The sequence below is a fragment of the Exiguobacterium sp. s140 genome (assembly GCF_018617035.1).
Classification (GTDB): Bacteria; Bacillota; Bacilli; order Exiguobacteriales; family Exiguobacteriaceae; genus Exiguobacterium; species Exiguobacterium profundum.
This window is the reverse complement of the sequence record NZ_JACSJK010000001.1, coordinates 1,197,978-1,214,887: the sequence shown is the minus strand read 5'-3', so window position 1 is coordinate 1,214,887 and position 16,910 is coordinate 1,197,978. Positions and strand designations below refer to the sequence as shown.

Genomic DNA, 16,910 nt, shown 5'->3' with positions numbered 1-16,910 from the left:
AACGCGTTAACGGGCGTGAACCGTCTCGCCATACTTTTTTTTCAGGCGAGCCACTCCGAAGTCCATTCATTCAATAACTTTTCATCTACTCACAGCACCGTAGACTCTCTGAGGAAAATGGGAATTGAATTACTTGTCTTCATCCAAATGTTCTTATTCTGCATTTAGTTTAGCACAGGATTCAAGTGACGAAAAGATTAAATCAAAGCGACGAGAAATGAGAGAGCGATACTTCCAACTCCGACATACACCCAGTTCCAAGCCGATTGTTTACGGAGTTGTCGATCTTCCGGATCTTCTTCCTCATCCTCTTCGTAATCGGCATCAATTTCCTTCAACCTTGCGCGTCGATTGCGTTTAAATCCGTACATGATGCCGTCAAACAATCCCGTCGCACTCATGTGAGAAAACATGCCGATGGCAAAAGTGAGAATACCCGAAACGAATAGACCACCACTCAAATGAAAGAGGAAAGATTCACTTCGGAAATATGAAAAAATGGACCAAACGGTGTAAAGGATTGTGACAATTCCCCAAACAATCAATATATTTCGAAACTTTTTCAACGATGTAATCTCCTTTCACGCCATAAAGGGAACGATTCACCGTTCCACGTTTCTTCTATGATACTAGGAAGGCGGGGGAGAAAGCGAGTCTGAAATTCGAATGAGATGACAGCGTTTTATTCAATAGTTGACAGTTTCATTAAAAATTTCTTACAATAGCCCTAACGTTCTTTCGTCGAATACTTTATGAAATATTCAGAAAATTAAAGAAAAAGTAAGATGTTCATTCGACGATCGGCTAGCTTTTCAAAATGAAAGGGGAAATCGCAATGAAGAAAAAATCGATTTTGCTCATGATGACGATCATCTTGGCACTCGGTTCAGTTCTCGCGGCTTGTTCAACAGGCGGAGACTCTGATGGCGGCGGTTCTTCTTCAAACGGAGAGAAAGTTCTTCGCTTGACGAGTACGTCAGATATTACAACAGCCGATTCGGCTCTTGCTACAGATGAAGTCGCATTCAATTTGATCGCCAACACAATGGAAGGTCTTTACCGTCTTGATAAAGATGGAAATGCCGTCCCGGCACTTGCTGAAGGCGAACCAGAAGTAAACGAAGACGAGACGGTTTACACGTTCACACTTCGTGATGCTGAATGGTCAAACGGGGAACCGGTCACAGCAAATGACTTCGTTTATGCTTGGCAGCGAGCTGTCGATCCTGCAACAGGTTCACAGTACGCATACATCATGAACACAATTAAAAACGCTGAAGCAATCAACACTGGTGACACACCAAAAGAAGAGCTCGGTGTTAAAGCAATCGATGAGAAGACACTCGAAGTTACACTCGAGCGTCCAGACCCATCATTCCTTTCACTTACTTCGTTCGGTACATTCACTCCGATCAACGAAGCATTCGCGACTGAAAAAGGTGAAGACTTCACGACTGGTCCTGAAAACCTTCTCTACAACGGACCGTTCACATGGACTAAATGGGACCGTGAGCAAGGTTACGTCTTAACGAAAAACGAATCATATTGGGATGCTGAGAATGTTGCTCTCGATTCAGTAGATGTGAAAGTTGTTAAAGAAACATCTACAGTCGTAAACTTGTATGAAGCGGGCGATGTTGACTACGCTGGTCTCGCATCAGAACAAGTCGCAGCATTCCAAGAAGATGAAGATTACAACACAGGTCTTCGTTCTTCAATTGGATATTTCAAATTCAACCATGAAGATGAGATTTTCTCTGATGTAAATGCACGTAAAGCAATCGCGCGTGCGGTTGATCCATCAGGAATCATCGATCAGCTCTTGAGCAATGGTTCAGTAGCGACAACGTCATTCATCCCGAAAGACTTCATCAAATATGAAGACGGAACGGATTACACAGAAGGCGTGGAATACTTCCGAACAAACGCTGACGAAGCTGCTTCACTTTGGGAAGAGGCAACTGGTGGAGAAGCAACAACAATTGAACTCCTCTCGTTCGATAGCGAAGTATCGAAACAAATCTCTGAGTACATGAAAGGTCAAATCGAGTCAAACTTGCCGAACGTAACGGTTGAGATTGCACAACAACCTTTCAACAACAAACTTGAGCGTGAAGCAAAAGGGGACTACCAAATGTCATTCGCACTTTGGGGACCTGACTACCAAGATCCGCTTACGAACCTTGGAATTTTCACTTCAGACAATGGACAAAACGACATCAACTACTCGTCATCTGAGTATGACAAGTTGATCGATGAAGCATCTGCTGAAACAAGCATCGATGCACGTTACGACTTGTTCAAAGAAGCTGAAGCCCTCTTGATTGAACAAGATCAAGCAATCATGCCGATCTACCAAGCTGGTGTGGCATACTTGATCCGTCCAAACGTCGAGAACTTCAACCGTCAATTATTTGGTGCTGATTACCAGTACAAATACGTTGATATTAAGTAATGGAAGGAGGGGGCATGCTAACCGCATGTCCCCAATTTTTTAAAAAATTCTAGCGAAGTATGAGAAAACACTGTTCAAATGTTTTGTTGGTAAAGTATAATGTAGTAACAGTGAAAATTCAGAATAATCTCTGAAACGAGTATTCTTTGTTTTCAACCGCTGTACTAAGAGCCTTGAGATGACGTCTACACTTATCTTTCAGAAAATTCCTTTCATTTTGTGAATTTGAAAAATGGGTCATATGTCATAGTGAAGCTGTTGGTGCAAGTAGTAGAAAGAATTAGACAAAACAGGGGGTTTTTTATTCATGGGACGTTATATCCTACAACGGCTGACTTACGGCCTCATCACGTTCTTCTTGATTGCCACGTTCACTTTCTTCCTGATGGACCTGCTCCCAGGTTCGCCGTATCAGAACCAGGAAAAACTGACAGAATCACAAATTCAATTGTTGAATGACCGCTACGGACTCAATGATCCGCTTCCGGTCCGCTATGCGACGTACATTGGAAACATGTTGCAAGGTGACCTTGGCGTATCATTCCGTACAGCTAACCGTCCAGTCACTGAGTTGATTATGGAACGAGTTGGTCCTTCGGCACAACTAGGAGTACAAGCATTAGTTCTCGGTACTCTTGTAGGTGTATTGTTAGGTGTTGTCGCAGCGATTCGTCACAATACGGTCATTGACTATGGTTCAATGTTCGTATCGGTAATCGGGATTTCCGTCCCATCGTTCGTTTTTGCAGCCCTCCTTCAGTACTATGTCGGAGTTAAATTACAGTTACTCCCGGTCGCATTCTGGGAATCTCCAGCTCATACAATTTTACCAACCATCTCATTATCGCTCGGGGTAACGGCAGTCATTGCCCGTTTCGTCCGAACCGAGATGTTAGAAGTAACAGGACAAGACTATGTCACGCTCGCGAAAGCCAAAGGGTTGACGGGTAACGCAATCGTATGGAAACACATGGTCCGTAACGCCATGATTCCTGCCATCACGATTCTCGGACCGATGACAGCGGGACTCTTAACAGGTACGTTCGTCATCGAGAAAATCTTTGCGGTACCTGGACTTGGTGAGTTGTTCGTCACGTCGATTACGTTGAACGACTACTCTGTCATCATGGGAACGACATTGTTCTTCTCAGGCTTATTCATTATTATCATTTTACTTGTCGACTTGCTTTATGGGGTTGTAGACCCACGTATTCGTCTTGGGGGGAATAACTGATGATTGACAACAAAAAGAATTACGAACAGTTCGACCAAGACATGTTCACACCAGTTGAAATGAATGAACAGCTTGGTGAGCGAATCGCCGGGAAAAGTTTAAACTTCTGGCAAGATGCATGGATGCGTTTAAAGAAAAACAAAGCGGCCATCATTTCGCTCTCGATTATTTTGATACTTGTCGTACTTTCATTGTTCGGACCAATGTTATCGGGTCGTGATGCCTATGAACAAAACATTTCACAAGCGAAACTTCCACCTAAAGTCACAGGACTTGAATGGGCTGGCTTTGATGGGTTGGCGACACTCGGCGGTCGCGATATCGACTTCTACGAGCAAAAGAATGTAGAAGAGAATTTCTGGTTCGGTACGGACTACCTCGGTCGTGATCTTTGGTCGCGGATTTGGGAAGGGACACGGATTTCTCTCTTTATCGGTTTAGTCGCAGCTATCATCGATACAATTATCGGTGTGGCATATGGCGGGATCTCAGCTTACTTCGGCGGTCGTACGGACAACATTATGCAACGTATTGTTGAAATCTTGACAGGTATACCTAACTTGATTTTGATCATCTTGTTCATCTTGATCTTTGACCCGGGTGTCTTCACCATCATCCTCGCATTAGCGATTACAGGCTGGATTGGGATGAGTCGACTCGTTCGTGGTCAGATTCTTAAACTCAAAAACCAAGAGTTCGTCTTGGCAGCTCGCACATTGGGTGCATCTAGTACGCGTTTGATTTTCAAACACTTGATTCCAAACACACTAGGTGCGATTATCATCACACTCATGTTCACGATTCCATCTGCCATCTTCTTCGAGGCATTTCTCAGCTTTATCGGGATCGGGCTTCAACCACCACAGGCATCACTTGGTACGTTGATTAACGATGGATACAAAGAACTACGGACTTTCCCGTTCCTTCTTATTATCCCGTCTGTCATCATCGTCTTGCTCATGGTCAGCTTCAACTTGCTTGCTGACGGTTTGCGTGATGCGTTCGATCCGAAAATGCGTAAATAAAAAAGAAAGAGGGGGACTCGTGCATGGAAACGATTTTATCAGTCCGAGACTTAGAGGTCTCGTTCCACACATATGCAGGAACAGTTCAAGCTGTTCGTGGTGTTTCGTTTGATTTGAAAAAAGGCGAGACGCTCGCCATCGTAGGAGAGTCGGGTTCAGGTAAATCCGTTACTTCGAAGGCGATTATGCGTCTCATTCCGAACCCTCCAGGTGAGATCACGAACGGAGAAATCATGTTCGAAGGAAAAGACTTGGCGAAACTTTCGGAAAAAGAAATGCTTAAAATTCGTGGTCGCGATATCGCAATGATTTTCCAAGACCCGATGACGTCGCTCAACCCGACGATGACGATTTACAAGCAAATCGCAGAAGGGTTGAAACAGCACCAAGGGTTAACGGGTGAGGATGCGAAGAAACGTACGCTCGAATTGTTGACACTTGTAGGGATTCCAAACCCTGAAGCACGTTTGAAACAGTACCCACACCAACTTTCTGGTGGGATGCGTCAGCGTATAGTTATCGCGATCGCACTCGCATGTAACCCGAAAGTGTTGATTGCCGATGAGCCGACAACAGCACTCGACGTAACGATTCAAGCGCAGATTCTTGAACTGTTAAAAGATATTCAACAAAAGACCGGTACAGCGGTTATCTTCATCACGCACGACCTAGGTGTTGTTGCGAACATGGCTGACCGTGTTGCTGTTATGTATGCAGGACGTCTCGTTGAAAAAGGAACGGTTGATGAAATTTTCTACGAACCACGTCACCCATACACATGGGGGCTTCTCGGTTCGATGCCGCGTCCGACGGATGACCGCAATGAAGCGTTACCGGCAATCCCGGGTACGCCTCCGAACTTGCTCGATCCTCCAAAAGGGGATGCGTTCGCACCGCGTAATCCATACGCAATGAAGATTGATTTTGAGAAAGAGCCACCGATGTTCCAAGTAAGTGATACACACTTTGCTTCAAGTTGGTTGTTACACCCACAAGCACCAGCGGTTAATCCGCCACGTGCGATTCGTGAACTCGCTCTCAAATATCGTCCAGACAGTGCGTTCGCAAAATCGTTTACGAAAGGTGGTGCTGAATAATGGAACGCGAGAAATTACTCGAGGTAAAAAACCTGAAGCAGCACTTTAAAATTGGTCGTGGCCGTGTTGTCAAAGCGGTCGACGGGATCTCATTCGATATTTACAAAGGTGAAGTGCTTGGGCTCGTAGGTGAGTCTGGTTGTGGGAAGTCAACGACAGGACGTACGATTATCGGTCTCTACGACGCGACGGATGGTGATGTCGTGTTCAAAGGCGAAAACGTCCACGATAAAAAATCGAAGGCAGACAAGTTGAAATTCAACCGTGCGATGCAAATGATTTTCCAAGATCCATACGCTTCGCTCAATCCGCGTATGACAGTCGCCGATATCATTGCAGAAGGAATCGATATTCACGGTCTTGCGAAGACGAAAGAAGACCGCATGAATCGCGTATATGACCTTCTTGAAACAGTTGGTTTGACGAAAGAACACGCAAGCCGTTATCCACATGAATTCTCAGGTGGTCAGCGTCAGCGTATCGGGATTGCCCGTGCCCTTGCGGTTGAACCGGACTTCATCATCGCCGATGAACCAATCTCAGCACTTGACGTTTCAATTCAAGCGCAGGTCGTCAACTTGTTGAAAGAATTGCAACGCGATCGCGATTTGACGTATTTGTTCATCGCCCACGACTTGTCGATGGTTAAATACATCTCTGACCGTATCGGTGTTATGTATCAAGGTCACCTCGTAGAGCTTGCGACAGCAGATCGCCTTTACGAGAACCCAATTCATGCATACACGAAATCGCTTCTTTCAGCGATTCCGCTTCCGGACCCGGAGCATGAACGTACACGTAAGCGGATCGTATACGAGTCAACATCAAAAGGTCCAGTTGGACGTTCAGATGAAGATTCAAGCATCCCGCCACTTCGCGAAGTTGAGCCAGGACACTATGTCTCGCTCACAGACGAAGAGTACGAAGCGTATAAAGCGCAACTCGTGTAACGAAATCAATCCTGACTCATTTATTGAGTCAGGATTTTTTTGCACAAAAAAATCACCTATTAAAGTAGGTGACTGATTATCCGTTTGAGATGCGTGGTAAATTAGCAAGACGCTCGACGATGGCATCGATTTGACGGACGCGAGCTAGCGCATCTTCAATTTCCATTGTTTCATAATGGTGAAGACCGCCTGGCTGCTCCACATACGTGTCCGCGTCATGGACGAGCTGTTGAAGTGGGGTCCGTTGGATTCGACTCGGTGGTAAATAGGAATCCGTGTGCAACAGAATCATGACAGAAATCTCTTTTGCCCGGGCTGGATCTTCCCCTAATCGAATTAATAGTTTATGAGCCCGTTCGGCCCCTTTGATCGCATGGATATCGTTCTGACGATACAAATCATAATTCCATTTACCTTCTGTATACCATTCATAGTGTCCGATATCATGAAGAAGCGCAGCTTTCGTCGCCAAATCTGTATCAAGACCACGTTTCGTTGCCATTTCGAGAGCGCGTTCACAGACGTCGACCGCATGTTTTAAGCCAGATCGAGTTAAATATTTTTGGGTAACCGGATGTTTCATAATCGTTTCTAAAGTGATTCTCATCATCGCTCTCCTCCTTAAAAATAAAAAGGTTATTTCTATAAACTATACAGGTTTCTTCAAGTCATTGCAAACGATATTGGTGTAAATTTGAGATGAACGTATAAGAATGATTCACATTTCACAAACGAGTATGCTATAATTTAAATGTAGATATAGTGCAACTTCAAGATTTTCAGAATCGGTAATGCTCGGGCGGTTCCTTACGCTGTATGGGGGTGAGAGGCCATGAAAGAACGTGACAAAGTTCTGCGAGAGAAAAAGAGACTTTTGAAAGAAGTATTGAAGAAAAAGTTGAAAGACTTACAAGTCAAGCCAGGGAAAGAGACGGTGTCTCAACCGGTTTCTCGAATCCCTGCGTCTTAAGTTAGGTCGTTCAAGGTCGCATTCAACGAATGCGCCCTCTTTTCATATCTGATTGATAAAGAATATCATTGAAGTTTTAATTAATAAGAATTACTATAATTAAGTGGATGCGAATTTGGGTATACAAATAGAGTCACTTAAAAAGATGGACGCATACTCGATCAGGGAGGAAGAAAAATGGTCACACTTTATACGTCTCCAAGCTGTACATCTTGCCGAAAGGCACGGGCTTGGCTCGAAGAACATGATATCCCGTTTACAGAACGAAATATATTTTCAGAACCGCTCTCATTGAATGAGATTAAACAAATTTTACGTATGACGGAAGACGGGACGGATGAAATCATTTCGACTCGCTCGAAAGTCTTCTCTAAAATCGATGTGTCTGTTGATGCGCTATCTCTTCAACAGCTTTACGATTTGATTCAAGAATATCCAGGGCTTTTACGTCGTCCGATCCTCATTGATGAGAAACGTTTACAGGTCGGATATAACGAAGATGAGATTCGTCGATTCTTGCCACGTAAAGTTCGGACGTTCCAATTACAGGAAGCCCAACGCCTTGTGAATGAATGAGAGCATACTGTTTAAGCAGTGTGCTTTTTATTATCGATTATTTCCTATAAAATAAAGTTATAACCCTTCATCTAGATTGAACGATGTTAAAAAGGGTACAAAGATAACAAGACAATTTCCCCTCTCCTCCTTATGTGAATTGGGAGCGAGGTGAGAAGGGAGTGGACAATCGTGAAAATTGAGCGCATCAATGATAATACCGTCAAATTTTTCATCACATACGTCGATATCGAAAAACGTGGTTTTGCTCGTGATGAAATTTGGTACAACCGAGAACGTGGCGAGCAGCTGTTCTGGCAAATGATGGACGAGGCTCACGAACGTGAAGACATCTCGTTTGATGGTCCACTATGGATTCAAGTACAAGCTTTTGAAAAAGGTCTAGAAGTGACTGTGACAATCGCGAAAAATGTAATGGACACGGAAGACGATTCTGAACTCGGTTCGCTTCTTCGATCAGCAATCGATGAGGCACGGGATCAACAATCGGTACTCGACCAATTGAGTGAGTTGGATGAACTTGAAGCCGAGGCAGATGCTTGGGCACCACTTGCGATGGAAACAAATGATTTCGAGGCAATCATTTCGCTGAGTAAACGTGCAGGAGACATGTTCAGCGATCTTGATTTGAAACTATACCACTATCAGGACCGTTACTACTTGTGGATTGATTTCCCGGATGAAATGGAACCGGAAGACGAAGAGAATGCACTCAGTCTTTTAGCAGAATATTTAACATTCAGTACACAGACGCAACCGATGCTTGAAGAGTATGGGAAACTCATTCTCGATGGCGACGTCTTTGCGAAAGTGCGTCACTATTTTTAATGGTACATCGCCTGTTCAGTTGGACAGGCGATTTTTTTCAAATCGACGGTAAAGAGGTGTTGGTATGGTGAGACGAATTCGATTACTACTTGATGACAGCGCATGGTTTGTCCCATTTTTATACGGAATGGGTGGCATCGTACTAACGACATTCACTCAAGTGTTTGGGGAGTTTTTCCGAGATTTATTACCTGAATTTATTTATTTAGACCTGGACTCAGCGGCGTCTGTGTTGTCTTCGACATTTACGAGCCTGATGACGATGATGACGTTCAGCTTTTCCACGATTCTGGTCGTATTGACAACGTATTCCTCTCAGTTCTCTCCCCGGACAATCAATAACTTTTTAACAAAAGTAGGCGAGAATTCTCCCTCCTCTAAGCGTTTCGGGGCGAAGCCCGGCGTAGGTGGGAGATGAATCGCCCGGTCCAAAACTCTTCTCCCCCTATGACAGATGTGACGAACAAAAGTTCGTGATTCCGTCAGATTCTCCCTCCCCCTCCGCGGGTATCGGATGAGGAAGACACATCACGATCTGCTGGAGGGAGGAGGGACGGACATGCTGAAAGGCTACAAATATAGGCTTCACCCGACGCCGGTACAGGCCGAGTTCCTCATCAAGACGATCGGCTGCGCCCGGTTCATCTACAACAAGCTGCTCGAGGACCGCATCGCCATCCGCGAGGAGGCGAAAGCGGGGAACGGGACGAGACGGAAACCGGCGACACCCGCCTTCTACAAGCCCCTGTTCCCGTTCCTCGCCGAGGCGGACAGCCTCGCGCTCGCGAACGCGAAGCTGAACCTCGACACCGCGTTCGCGAAGTTCTTCGCCGGGACGGGCGGCTTCCCGGTGTTCAAATCGAGACGGCGGTCGCGCGCCTCCTACACGACGAACAACCAGCACGGTACGATCCGCATCGAGGCGGGCAAGGTCCGGCTGCCGAAGGTCGGGTTCGTGCGGTTCACACAACATCGTCCGTTCGAGGGCGTCATCCGGTCGGCAACGGTCTCGATGACGAGGACGGGCAAGTTCTTCATCTCCATCCTCGTCGAACAGGACGATGAACCATGGATTCCAGCCGAGAACAAGGTCGGGATCGATCTCGGCCTAAAACACTTCGCCGTCATGACGAACGACGCGATGGTCTCGGAGAAGATCGACAACCCCAGACTCCTCCGGAAGTCCGAAGCGAAGGTCAAGAAGGCGCAACGGGCGCTGTCGCGAAAGAAGATTGGAAGCAAGAATCGTGAAAAAGCCAAATTACTTTTGGCTAAGAAACACGAAAAGATTGCGAATCAACGTAAGGACTTCCTTCACAAGCTGTCGAGACGAATCGTTGACGAGAACCAAGTCATCGTCGTGGAGACATTGACATCGAAGGACATGATGCAAAACCATAAGCTCGCCAAGTCCATCGGGGATGTCAGCTGGCATGAGTTCGTCCGTCAACTCGAGTACAAATCAAACTTCTACGGACGGACGCTCATCAAGGCAGACCCCTGGTTCGCATCGACCCAGATCTGTTCCACTTGCGGAGCAAAAGGCGAGAAGAAGACGATGGATGTCCGTGAATGGACGTGTGCCTGTGGCGCGCACCATGACCGTGACATCAACGCGAGTATCAACCTGTTGATGTTGGCTGACTGACAACCCTTCAGGGCAGGGACTGCCCGACGAGCTTGGTCCATAACTGTGGCTGGTAGGAGCACGGTCTTCCCAAGAAGCTCCCACTTCAATTTGCGAAGCAAATAAGTGGTGAGTAGTTCACGAGAGAAACAAGGAGATCATGAAACGGACTTTGAGTCCGTCGTAGCCGTCGGGGATTTCGTTGCCAAAGGTGATTTACTCGGGTTTTGGAAAGGCGAGGACGCACCGGATATCGAGTTATTTGAGATTGGGGAAGTGCGTTCTTCGATGCAAGATCCGTCATTTGCGATTGAAAAATTGAGTGAGATTGCGCTACGTGGTATTTCTCCAGGAATCAATGATCCGAACACCGCAATTTATGCGATTCATTTCATCGGGGATATTTTACGAGAGCTTTGTGAATTACCAGATGGTGATTTTTTGTATTCGAACGGGAAGTCTGACTGGCATGTGAAGCGAAAAACGCTTGAGACGATTCTATTTGAATCATTATCACCGATGCAGACTTATGCCAGCCGAGATATCTTCGTGATGGGGTCCGTGTTTGAAGCGATTCGAATGGCGCGCCTTCAAGCGCATGAAACGTTCGATTCGACCTTTGAGGACATGATTCAATATTTTGTGGATGTGATTGATTGGGATCGTCTTCATGTGAAAGAACAGAACTTAAGATCAATCGGGCCAAAAAGATGACGACATGAGTAGAGACCACCTGTTCAAAAGAAGAGGTGGTCTCTGTTCAAGACAATGTATATCCGCCATCGACTGTGATGGCTTGACCGTTAATGTAAGTTGAAGCATCAGTCAATAAAAATTCTACGACCGGCGCTACTTCCTCAGGATGTGCGGCATGTCCCCGGAAATGGTGGGTCATCGCCTCTTTGAACTTTGCTTCACCCCCATATAGCTTGTGACTGAGCGGTGTGTCAATCGGTCCAAAACAAACGGCATTGAATCTTACTTTTCCTTTCATTCGGTGTGCGAACGTTTTAGTTAAGGCTATTACGGCCGCCTTTGAAGCGGCATAGTGCGCGAGCATCGGTGGAAACTTGACGTGCCCAACGATGGCAGCATTGTTGACGACACTCGCTCCTTGGTCAAATAGGGGAATGGCACGTTGTGTGACGGTGTTCAGCGCATACAAGTTGACATCGAATACCTCGTTATACGACTCATGTGTCAAACGTTCAGGAGTGCCCGGTCTACCAAAAGTAGCAGCGTTATTGAATAATCCGTTCAAGGTCACATCTTGCTCTTTTAACTGAGCGAAAAGATGGTCGATGTCCTCTATCGAAGCAAGGTCACATCGAATGAATGTGGCTTGTCCATTTGAATCAGACTCGAGGGCGGCACCTCTCGTTTCATCCCGACCGATCCCGATGACTCGGTGCCCCTTAGCAGTCAACTGTAAAGCGACGGCGCGACCAATCCCGCTTGTCGCACCTGTGATCAGAAAAGTCCCCATAATTCATTCGCTCCCCTCAAAAAGATGACGTTACGATGTATAATTAATGATAATACATGACAGAAACGAGGTCAGCTTATAATATGTTGCGACGCATACAAGTACTCTTTTCCCTCATTTTGCTCGCAGGACTCATTGCGATATTATCGTATTACTGGAGCTCACAAGTAATTGGATTGTTCTCGATTCTCGTCTTTTTGACAACGTTCAGCATATTGCTCGTCATCTTACTTGAAAATCGAAATCCACAACGTACGCTCATTTGGGCAATCGTCATGATTGGTTTTCCGGTCATCGGATTATTCGCATACTTTGTATTCGGTCAGAACTATCGCCGTAAACGTATGTTTAAAGAAAAAGCGATGCTTGATGAAGAGACGTACTTGGCCTATCGTCAGAAAGCGATGACGTTGTCGCCGTCCCTCATGTTCGCCCACGACGATTACGAGAAGCTGATGCATTTGACTTCTTCGTTGAACCAGTTACCGGTCTCATCGAATACGTATACGCAAATCTTGACGAACGGCCGTGAAAAATTTTCGAAGTTATTGCCGGCTCTGAAAGGAGCGTCCCGACACATCCATCTAGAGTATTATATTTTCCGGGAAGATCGCATTTCTCGGGAAATACAGCGGATCTTGATCGAAAAAGCGAAGGCGGGGGTCGAAGTCCGATTTTTGTATGATGCCGTCGGGTCCATTCATACGAGCGGCACGTTCTTTGAAGAGATGAAGCAAGCCGGTGTCCAAGTCCAGGCGTTCTTTCCAGTTGTATTGCCACTCGTTTCAAGTAAGACGAACTATCGAAACCACCGAAAAATCGTGGTCATCGATGGTACGGAGGCATTCACAGGTGGCTTGAATGTAGGGGATGAGTACTTGGGTAAGCACTCTAAGTTCGGGTTTTGGCGCGACACCCATCTGTATGTCAGAGGAGAAGGGGTATCTGAACTACAATTGATTTTCTTGCAAGATTGGTATTACATGACTGGGGAACGCCTGTTCACACCGTTCTATCTAGAGCCGCTTGAAACGGTAAGAAGTGCGAGCGGAGGGGTCCAAATCGTTGCGAGTGGACCGGATGAACCGTATGAGACGATGAAGTCCATTTACTTTTCACTCATCAATGCTGCGAAAAAATCTGTCTACATTTCGTCACCTTACTTGATTCCAGATGAGGACATTATGAGTGCCTTGAAGACGGCGTCATTATCAGGAATCGATGTCCGCATCGTCTTACCGAGTTATCCCGACCATAAAATCGTGTTCTACGCGAGTCGGTCCTATTACGAAGAACTGTTACTCGCCGGGGTAAAGATCTATCTATATGAGAAGGGATTCATGCATTCGAAAGTCATCGTGGTGGATGATGGATTAGCCACGATTGGGACGGCGAACATGGATTTTCGGAGCTTTCATTTGAACTTCGAGGTCAATGCGCTCCTCTATAACACGAACTCAGTCCATCAACTGAAACAAGACTTATATGATGATTTCGAAGGGTCTCACGAACTCGTATTAGAAGAGTTCGCGAAACGGTCATTCTTTATCAAACTCGTTGAATCATTAGCCAGAATGTTTTCACCATTGCTATGAGGAGGGAGCAAGATGCGGTTTGCAATCGATCGGGAAGGGGATATCATTGATTCCTTTACATTAAATCGGATGCAAGCAGAGCAACTTGCTCCTTTTCGATGTTCGACTTGTCAGGAAGTATTGATTGTGAAGCAAGGTGTGAAGCGACGGCTACATTTTGCGCATATCCACACCTGTGGGAGGGCTGAATCGGTCACGCACCATCAGGATAAATGGGCGGTGTGCCAGTGGCTTCAAGAGAAAGGCTATCCAGTCGAGCAAGAAGTGACGATTAAGAATCGTCGGGCTGACATCCTCACGAACATGGACGGGCAGCACACCGTGTTCGAAATTCAGGCATCTCCCTTGCGACCGGAAGAATACGCCGAGCGAACGATTGATTATCGACGAGCGGGGCTTGATGTCATTTGGATTGCGAGCGGTCTCGATTTGAGAAGCAATCAATCGTTTCAACCATGGATGCGTCTAGAACTGTTTCAGAGACATCGGTTGTTGACGGTGAGAAATGGGAGATTGTTACGCTTCAATGGATTTCCGATTTCGATTAAGTACGGAATCGGAAGCTGGGAAATCTCATCATCCGTGAACACGTCACCGTACGAAGCTTACTACCGGTTCGATGCTTTTGAATGGACAGAGATGATTCGTCGTAAACGGATGTCGCCTCTTTACCCATCTCCGTTAAATCGACGGCTCATATTGAATCGGCTCTATCCACTTGGTCTGTTACCCGCATTATTACCGACCGCCTGTTACCTTCCGCTATCATCGCTTTGGGGAATTCGTGTGCATCCGATTGATTTTCAAACCGTTCTTTATTTGAATCGCTACGAGTCACCTCACGATTCCGTGGAATGGAGTATTCAAAAAACGTGTCGACAATTTGGGGTGACACCGACAAGCGACTTTTCCCAGTCATTTCATGTACAATGGAAACAACTCTTGAATGCGAGTCGTCTATCCTGTGATGTCAGGTCATGGCCGCATCCGAAGCATTACGAGGAGGCCAGACATCACGATACACGTTTGTTTCAAGGACTTCAGCGATTGATCTTACAATCGACTTAATCATCGAAAAGGAAGTGGACGTATGTCAGAGGTATTGACTAGACAACAAGTTCCAGTGGAAGAAACATGGAACTTAGAGACCATCTACAGCAATGACGAGGCTTGGGAATCGGATTTTCAAGCGTTAAAAGAGAAAGTGCCGGCATTGATTGGATTTAAAGGACGCCTTGGAGAGTCGGCGGAGACGTTATACGAAGCGTTGCAACTTCGGGACGATCTCTCACGTCAGTTACATAAGCTATATACGTACGCGCACATGCGCTATGACGAAGACACGGCGAATAGCCATTATCAAGCATTGAATGATCGTGCCGGCTCACTTGCTTCTCAAGTTTCAGCGCAACTCGCGTTTATGACACCTGAGTTGCTTTCGATTGATGAGAATCAGATTGAAGCATTTATGGAGCAGAATGAGTCACTTCGCGTTTATCGTCATGCATTCGATGAGTTGGCACTTGAGCGTCCGCACGTATTGACAGAGGCAGAAGAAGCCATTTTGGCTCAAGCGGGAGATGTGCTCGGTCAATCGAGCTCGACGTTCGGTATGCTCAACAACGCGGATTTGAAATTCCCGAAAGTGAAAAACGAAAAAGGGGAAGAAGTCGAGTTGACGCACGGTCGATATATCACGTTCCTTGAATCGGCTGACCGAAGCGTTCGCGAAGGGGCATTTAAAGCGATGTACGGGACGTACGCGCAATATTTGAATACGTTCGCCTCAACATTGTCAGGAAGTGTGAAGAAAGATAACTTCTATGCAACTGTGCGTAAGTTTGAAAGTGCAAGACAGTCCGCACTCCACCATAATGCGATTCCGGAGTCTGTATACGATGGCCTCGTAGAAGCAGTGAACGAACGACTCGACTTGTTACATCGTTATGTCGCGTTACGTAAGCGAGCGCTCGGCTTAGATGAGTTGCATATGTATGACCTCTACACACCGCTCGTCAAAGATGTCGAGATGAAAGTGTCATATGAGGAAGCGAAACAATGGATGGTAGACGGTTTGGCACCACTCGGAGAAGAGTACGTCCAAATTGTCAAAGACGGTCTCGAATCGCGATGGGTCGACGTGCGAGAGACGCGTGGTAAGCGTAGCGGTGCTTACTCCTCGGGAGCGTACGATACGCAACCGTTCATCCTCATGAACTGGCAAGATAACGTCAATAACTTGTTCACGCTCGCACACGAGTTCGGACACTCGGTGCATAGTCATTACACACGCACATCGCAACCATATCCGTATGGCGATTACTCGATCTTCGTTGCAGAAGTGGCATCGACGACGAACGAAGCTTTGTTAAACGACCATTTGTTGAAAACGAGAACAGCGAAAGAGGAGCGTCTCTACTTGCTGAACAATCAGCTTGAAACGTTCCGTGGAACATTGTTCCGTCAAACGATGTTCGCTGAATTCGAACACATGATTCATCAAGCTGCTCAAGAAGGCGTATCGCTCACTCCGGAGTACTTAAATGAAACATATCTCGAGTTGAACAAACGTTACTTCGGAGACGAGATTGTCATCGATGAAGAGATTTCATATGAGTGGGCGCGCATCCCACACTTCTATTACAACTACTACGTCTATCAATATGCGACAGGGATTTCGGCATCTGCTGCACTGTCACAACAGATCATGGAGGAAGGGGAGCCAGCCGTACGTCGTTATATCGATAACTTCTTGAAGGCGGGTTCTAGTGACTATCCGATTGAGGTGCTGAAGGCGGCTGGTGTCGATATGACGACGAAGGAGCCGGTATTGAAGGCGCTCGATCAGTTCGAGGCAGTTCTTGATGAAATGGAATCATTATTGTTCTCGTGAACAATATGTGACAATATGCACAAAGAGGTTGTCAGGTGATTCTGTACTAGGTATATTATAATTGTGAAATCAATCACAAACCCCTTTATTGACCGTAAACTTTCTCCCATCTTGTAGGCCTTCCCCGGGCCTCAAGGTTCGATGTCTCTTGTCCCCGCTTGAGACGTCAAAAAC

17 protein-coding genes and 1 other annotated feature (1 of these 18 only partly in view) are annotated in these 16,910 nt (G+C 46.2%); of the genes, 14 read left to right on the top strand and 3 right to left on the bottom strand.

Annotation, left to right across the window (positions count from 1 at the left end; genetic code table 11):
• Positions 1-155, bottom strand: a binding site (T-box leader); it reaches 54 nt to the left of the window's first position.
• A 42-nt stretch (positions 156-197) separates the two neighbouring features.
• Positions 198-566 (bottom strand): DUF3899 domain-containing protein, encoded by a 369-nt coding sequence (locus tag KNO61_RS06320; protein WP_214872791.1) that lies wholly within the window; start codon positions 564-566, stop codon positions 198-200.
• 269 nt (positions 567-835) lie between these two features.
• On the opposite strand from KNO61_RS06320, the gene KNO61_RS06315 reads away from it, so the two are divergent.
• The 5 genes from KNO61_RS06315 to KNO61_RS06295 all read left to right on the top strand — a co-directional run bounded on the left by KNO61_RS06315 (position 836) and on the right by KNO61_RS06295 (position 6,761).
• Positions 836-2,455 (top strand): peptide ABC transporter substrate-binding protein, encoded by a 1,620-nt coding sequence (locus KNO61_RS06315; protein WP_214872790.1) that lies wholly within the window; start codon positions 836-838, stop codon positions 2,453-2,455.
• Positions 2,456-2,762: 307 nt separating this feature from the next.
• Positions 2,763-3,689 carry an oligopeptide ABC transporter permease gene (opp3b, locus tag KNO61_RS06310; protein ID WP_214872788.1) on the top strand — a complete coding sequence of 309 codons (927 nt, stop codon included), beginning with the start codon at positions 2,763-2,765 and terminating at the stop codon, positions 3,687-3,689.
• Positions 3,689-4,714 carry an oligopeptide ABC transporter permease gene (opp3C, locus tag KNO61_RS06305; protein ID WP_371816589.1) on the top strand — a complete coding sequence of 342 codons (1,026 nt, stop codon included), beginning with the start codon at positions 3,689-3,691 and terminating at the stop codon, positions 4,712-4,714. Before opp3b ends, opp3C begins: the two co-directional genes overlap by 1 nt.
• A gap of 23 nt (positions 4,715-4,737) precedes the next feature.
• Positions 4,738-5,811, top strand: a complete 1,074-nt coding sequence (locus tag KNO61_RS06300) for an ABC transporter ATP-binding protein (RefSeq protein WP_214872787.1) — start codon at positions 4,738-4,740, stop codon at positions 5,809-5,811.
• Positions 5,811-6,761, top strand: coding sequence for an ABC transporter ATP-binding protein (locus KNO61_RS06295; RefSeq protein WP_214872786.1), 951 nt, complete (start codon positions 5,811-5,813; stop codon positions 6,759-6,761). Before KNO61_RS06300 ends, KNO61_RS06295 begins: the two co-directional genes overlap by 1 nt.
• A gap of 76 nt (positions 6,762-6,837) precedes the next feature.
• Here KNO61_RS06295 and KNO61_RS06290 read toward each other — a convergent pair whose 3' ends face one another.
• A complete protein-coding gene (locus tag KNO61_RS06290) occupies positions 6,838-7,371 on the bottom strand; it encodes an HD domain-containing protein (protein ID WP_015881215.1) in 534 nt (177 codons plus the stop codon).
• A 222-nt stretch (positions 7,372-7,593) separates the two neighbouring features.
• Here KNO61_RS06290 and KNO61_RS06285 point away from each other — a divergent pair, with 222 nt between their 5' ends.
• From KNO61_RS06285 to KNO61_RS06260, 6 genes are all read left to right on the top strand, one after another.
• Complete coding sequence (locus tag KNO61_RS06285; RefSeq protein WP_015881216.1) at positions 7,594-7,731, top strand: hypothetical protein; 138 nt, start codon at positions 7,594-7,596, stop codon at positions 7,729-7,731.
• Positions 7,732-7,908: 177 nt separating this feature from the next.
• The gene (spxA, locus tag KNO61_RS06280) at positions 7,909-8,307 is read left to right on the top strand and encodes a transcriptional regulator SpxA (protein WP_015881217.1); all 399 of its coding nucleotides are present in this window, start codon (positions 7,909-7,911) and stop codon (positions 8,305-8,307) included.
• 171 nt (positions 8,308-8,478) lie between these two features.
• Positions 8,479-9,135: an adaptor protein MecA gene (gene mecA / locus KNO61_RS06275; RefSeq protein WP_074037420.1), complete on the top strand. Its 657-nt coding sequence runs from the start codon at positions 8,479-8,481 to the stop codon at positions 9,133-9,135.
• Positions 9,136-9,199: 64 nt separating this feature from the next.
• Complete coding sequence (locus tag KNO61_RS06270; protein ID WP_251030776.1) at positions 9,200-9,553, top strand: DUF2254 family protein; 354 nt, start codon at positions 9,200-9,202, stop codon at positions 9,551-9,553.
• Between the two features lie 141 nt (positions 9,554-9,694).
• Positions 9,695-10,783 carry an IS200/IS605 family element RNA-guided endonuclease TnpB gene (tnpB, locus tag KNO61_RS06265; protein ID WP_214872785.1) on the top strand — a complete coding sequence of 363 codons (1,089 nt, stop codon included), beginning with the start codon at positions 9,695-9,697 and terminating at the stop codon, positions 10,781-10,783.
• A 108-nt stretch (positions 10,784-10,891) separates the two neighbouring features.
• Entirely contained in the window at positions 10,892-11,476 is a 585-nt protein-coding gene (locus KNO61_RS06260) for a DUF2254 family protein (protein WP_371816588.1), read from the top strand.
• A 46-nt stretch (positions 11,477-11,522) separates the two neighbouring features.
• On the opposite strand, the gene KNO61_RS06255 is transcribed toward KNO61_RS06260, so the two are convergent.
• Positions 11,523-12,248: an SDR family NAD(P)-dependent oxidoreductase gene (locus tag KNO61_RS06255; protein WP_214872782.1), complete on the bottom strand. Its 726-nt coding sequence runs from the start codon at positions 12,246-12,248 to the stop codon at positions 11,523-11,525.
• 83 nt (positions 12,249-12,331) lie between these two features.
• Here KNO61_RS06255 and cls point away from each other — a divergent pair, with 83 nt between their 5' ends.
• Genes cls through pepF form a run of 3 tightly spaced genes read left to right on the top strand, consistent with a single transcriptional unit; the run spans position 12,332 to position 16,736 of the window.
• Complete coding sequence (gene cls / locus KNO61_RS06250) at positions 12,332-13,843, top strand: cardiolipin synthase (RefSeq protein ID WP_214872781.1); 1,512 nt, start codon at positions 12,332-12,334, stop codon at positions 13,841-13,843.
• A 12-nt stretch (positions 13,844-13,855) separates the two neighbouring features.
• Positions 13,856-14,911 (top strand): competence protein CoiA, encoded by a 1,056-nt coding sequence (locus KNO61_RS06245; protein WP_214872780.1) that lies wholly within the window; start codon positions 13,856-13,858, stop codon positions 14,909-14,911.
• 22 nt (positions 14,912-14,933) lie between these two features.
• Positions 14,934-16,736 (top strand): oligoendopeptidase F, encoded by a 1,803-nt coding sequence (gene pepF, locus KNO61_RS06240; protein ID WP_015881223.1) that lies wholly within the window; start codon positions 14,934-14,936, stop codon positions 16,734-16,736.
• Positions 16,737-16,910 lie beyond the last annotated feature (174 nt).

Coding starts and splice junctions, on each gene's coding strand:
- KNO61_RS06315 (WP_214872790.1), top strand. CDS start 836: ATGAAGAAAAAATCGATTTTGCTCATGATGACGATCATCTTGGCACTC.
- opp3b (WP_214872788.1), top strand. CDS start 2,763: ATGGGACGTTATATCCTACAACGGCTGACTTACGGCCTCATCACGTTC.
- opp3C (WP_371816589.1), top strand. CDS start 3,689: ATGATTGACAACAAAAAGAATTACGAACAGTTCGACCAAGACATGTTC.
- KNO61_RS06300 (WP_214872787.1), top strand. CDS start 4,738: ATGGAAACGATTTTATCAGTCCGAGACTTAGAGGTCTCGTTCCACACA.
- KNO61_RS06295 (WP_214872786.1), top strand. CDS start 5,811: ATGGAACGCGAGAAATTACTCGAGGTAAAAAACCTGAAGCAGCACTTT.
- KNO61_RS06290 (WP_015881215.1), bottom strand. CDS start 7,371: ATGATGAGAATCACTTTAGAAACGATTATGAAACATCCGGTTACCCAA.
- KNO61_RS06285 (WP_015881216.1), top strand. CDS start 7,594: ATGAAAGAACGTGACAAAGTTCTGCGAGAGAAAAAGAGACTTTTGAAA.
- spxA (WP_015881217.1), top strand. CDS start 7,909: ATGGTCACACTTTATACGTCTCCAAGCTGTACATCTTGCCGAAAGGCA.
- KNO61_RS06270 (WP_251030776.1), top strand. CDS start 9,200: ATGGTGAGACGAATTCGATTACTACTTGATGACAGCGCATGGTTTGTC.
- tnpB (WP_214872785.1), top strand. CDS start 9,695: ATGCTGAAAGGCTACAAATATAGGCTTCACCCGACGCCGGTACAGGCC.
- KNO61_RS06255 (WP_214872782.1), bottom strand. CDS start 12,248: ATGGGGACTTTTCTGATCACAGGTGCGACAAGCGGGATTGGTCGCGCC.
- cls (WP_214872781.1), top strand. CDS start 12,332: ATGTTGCGACGCATACAAGTACTCTTTTCCCTCATTTTGCTCGCAGGA.
- KNO61_RS06245 (WP_214872780.1), top strand. CDS start 13,856: ATGCGGTTTGCAATCGATCGGGAAGGGGATATCATTGATTCCTTTACA.
- pepF (WP_015881223.1), top strand. CDS start 14,934: ATGTCAGAGGTATTGACTAGACAACAAGTTCCAGTGGAAGAAACATGG.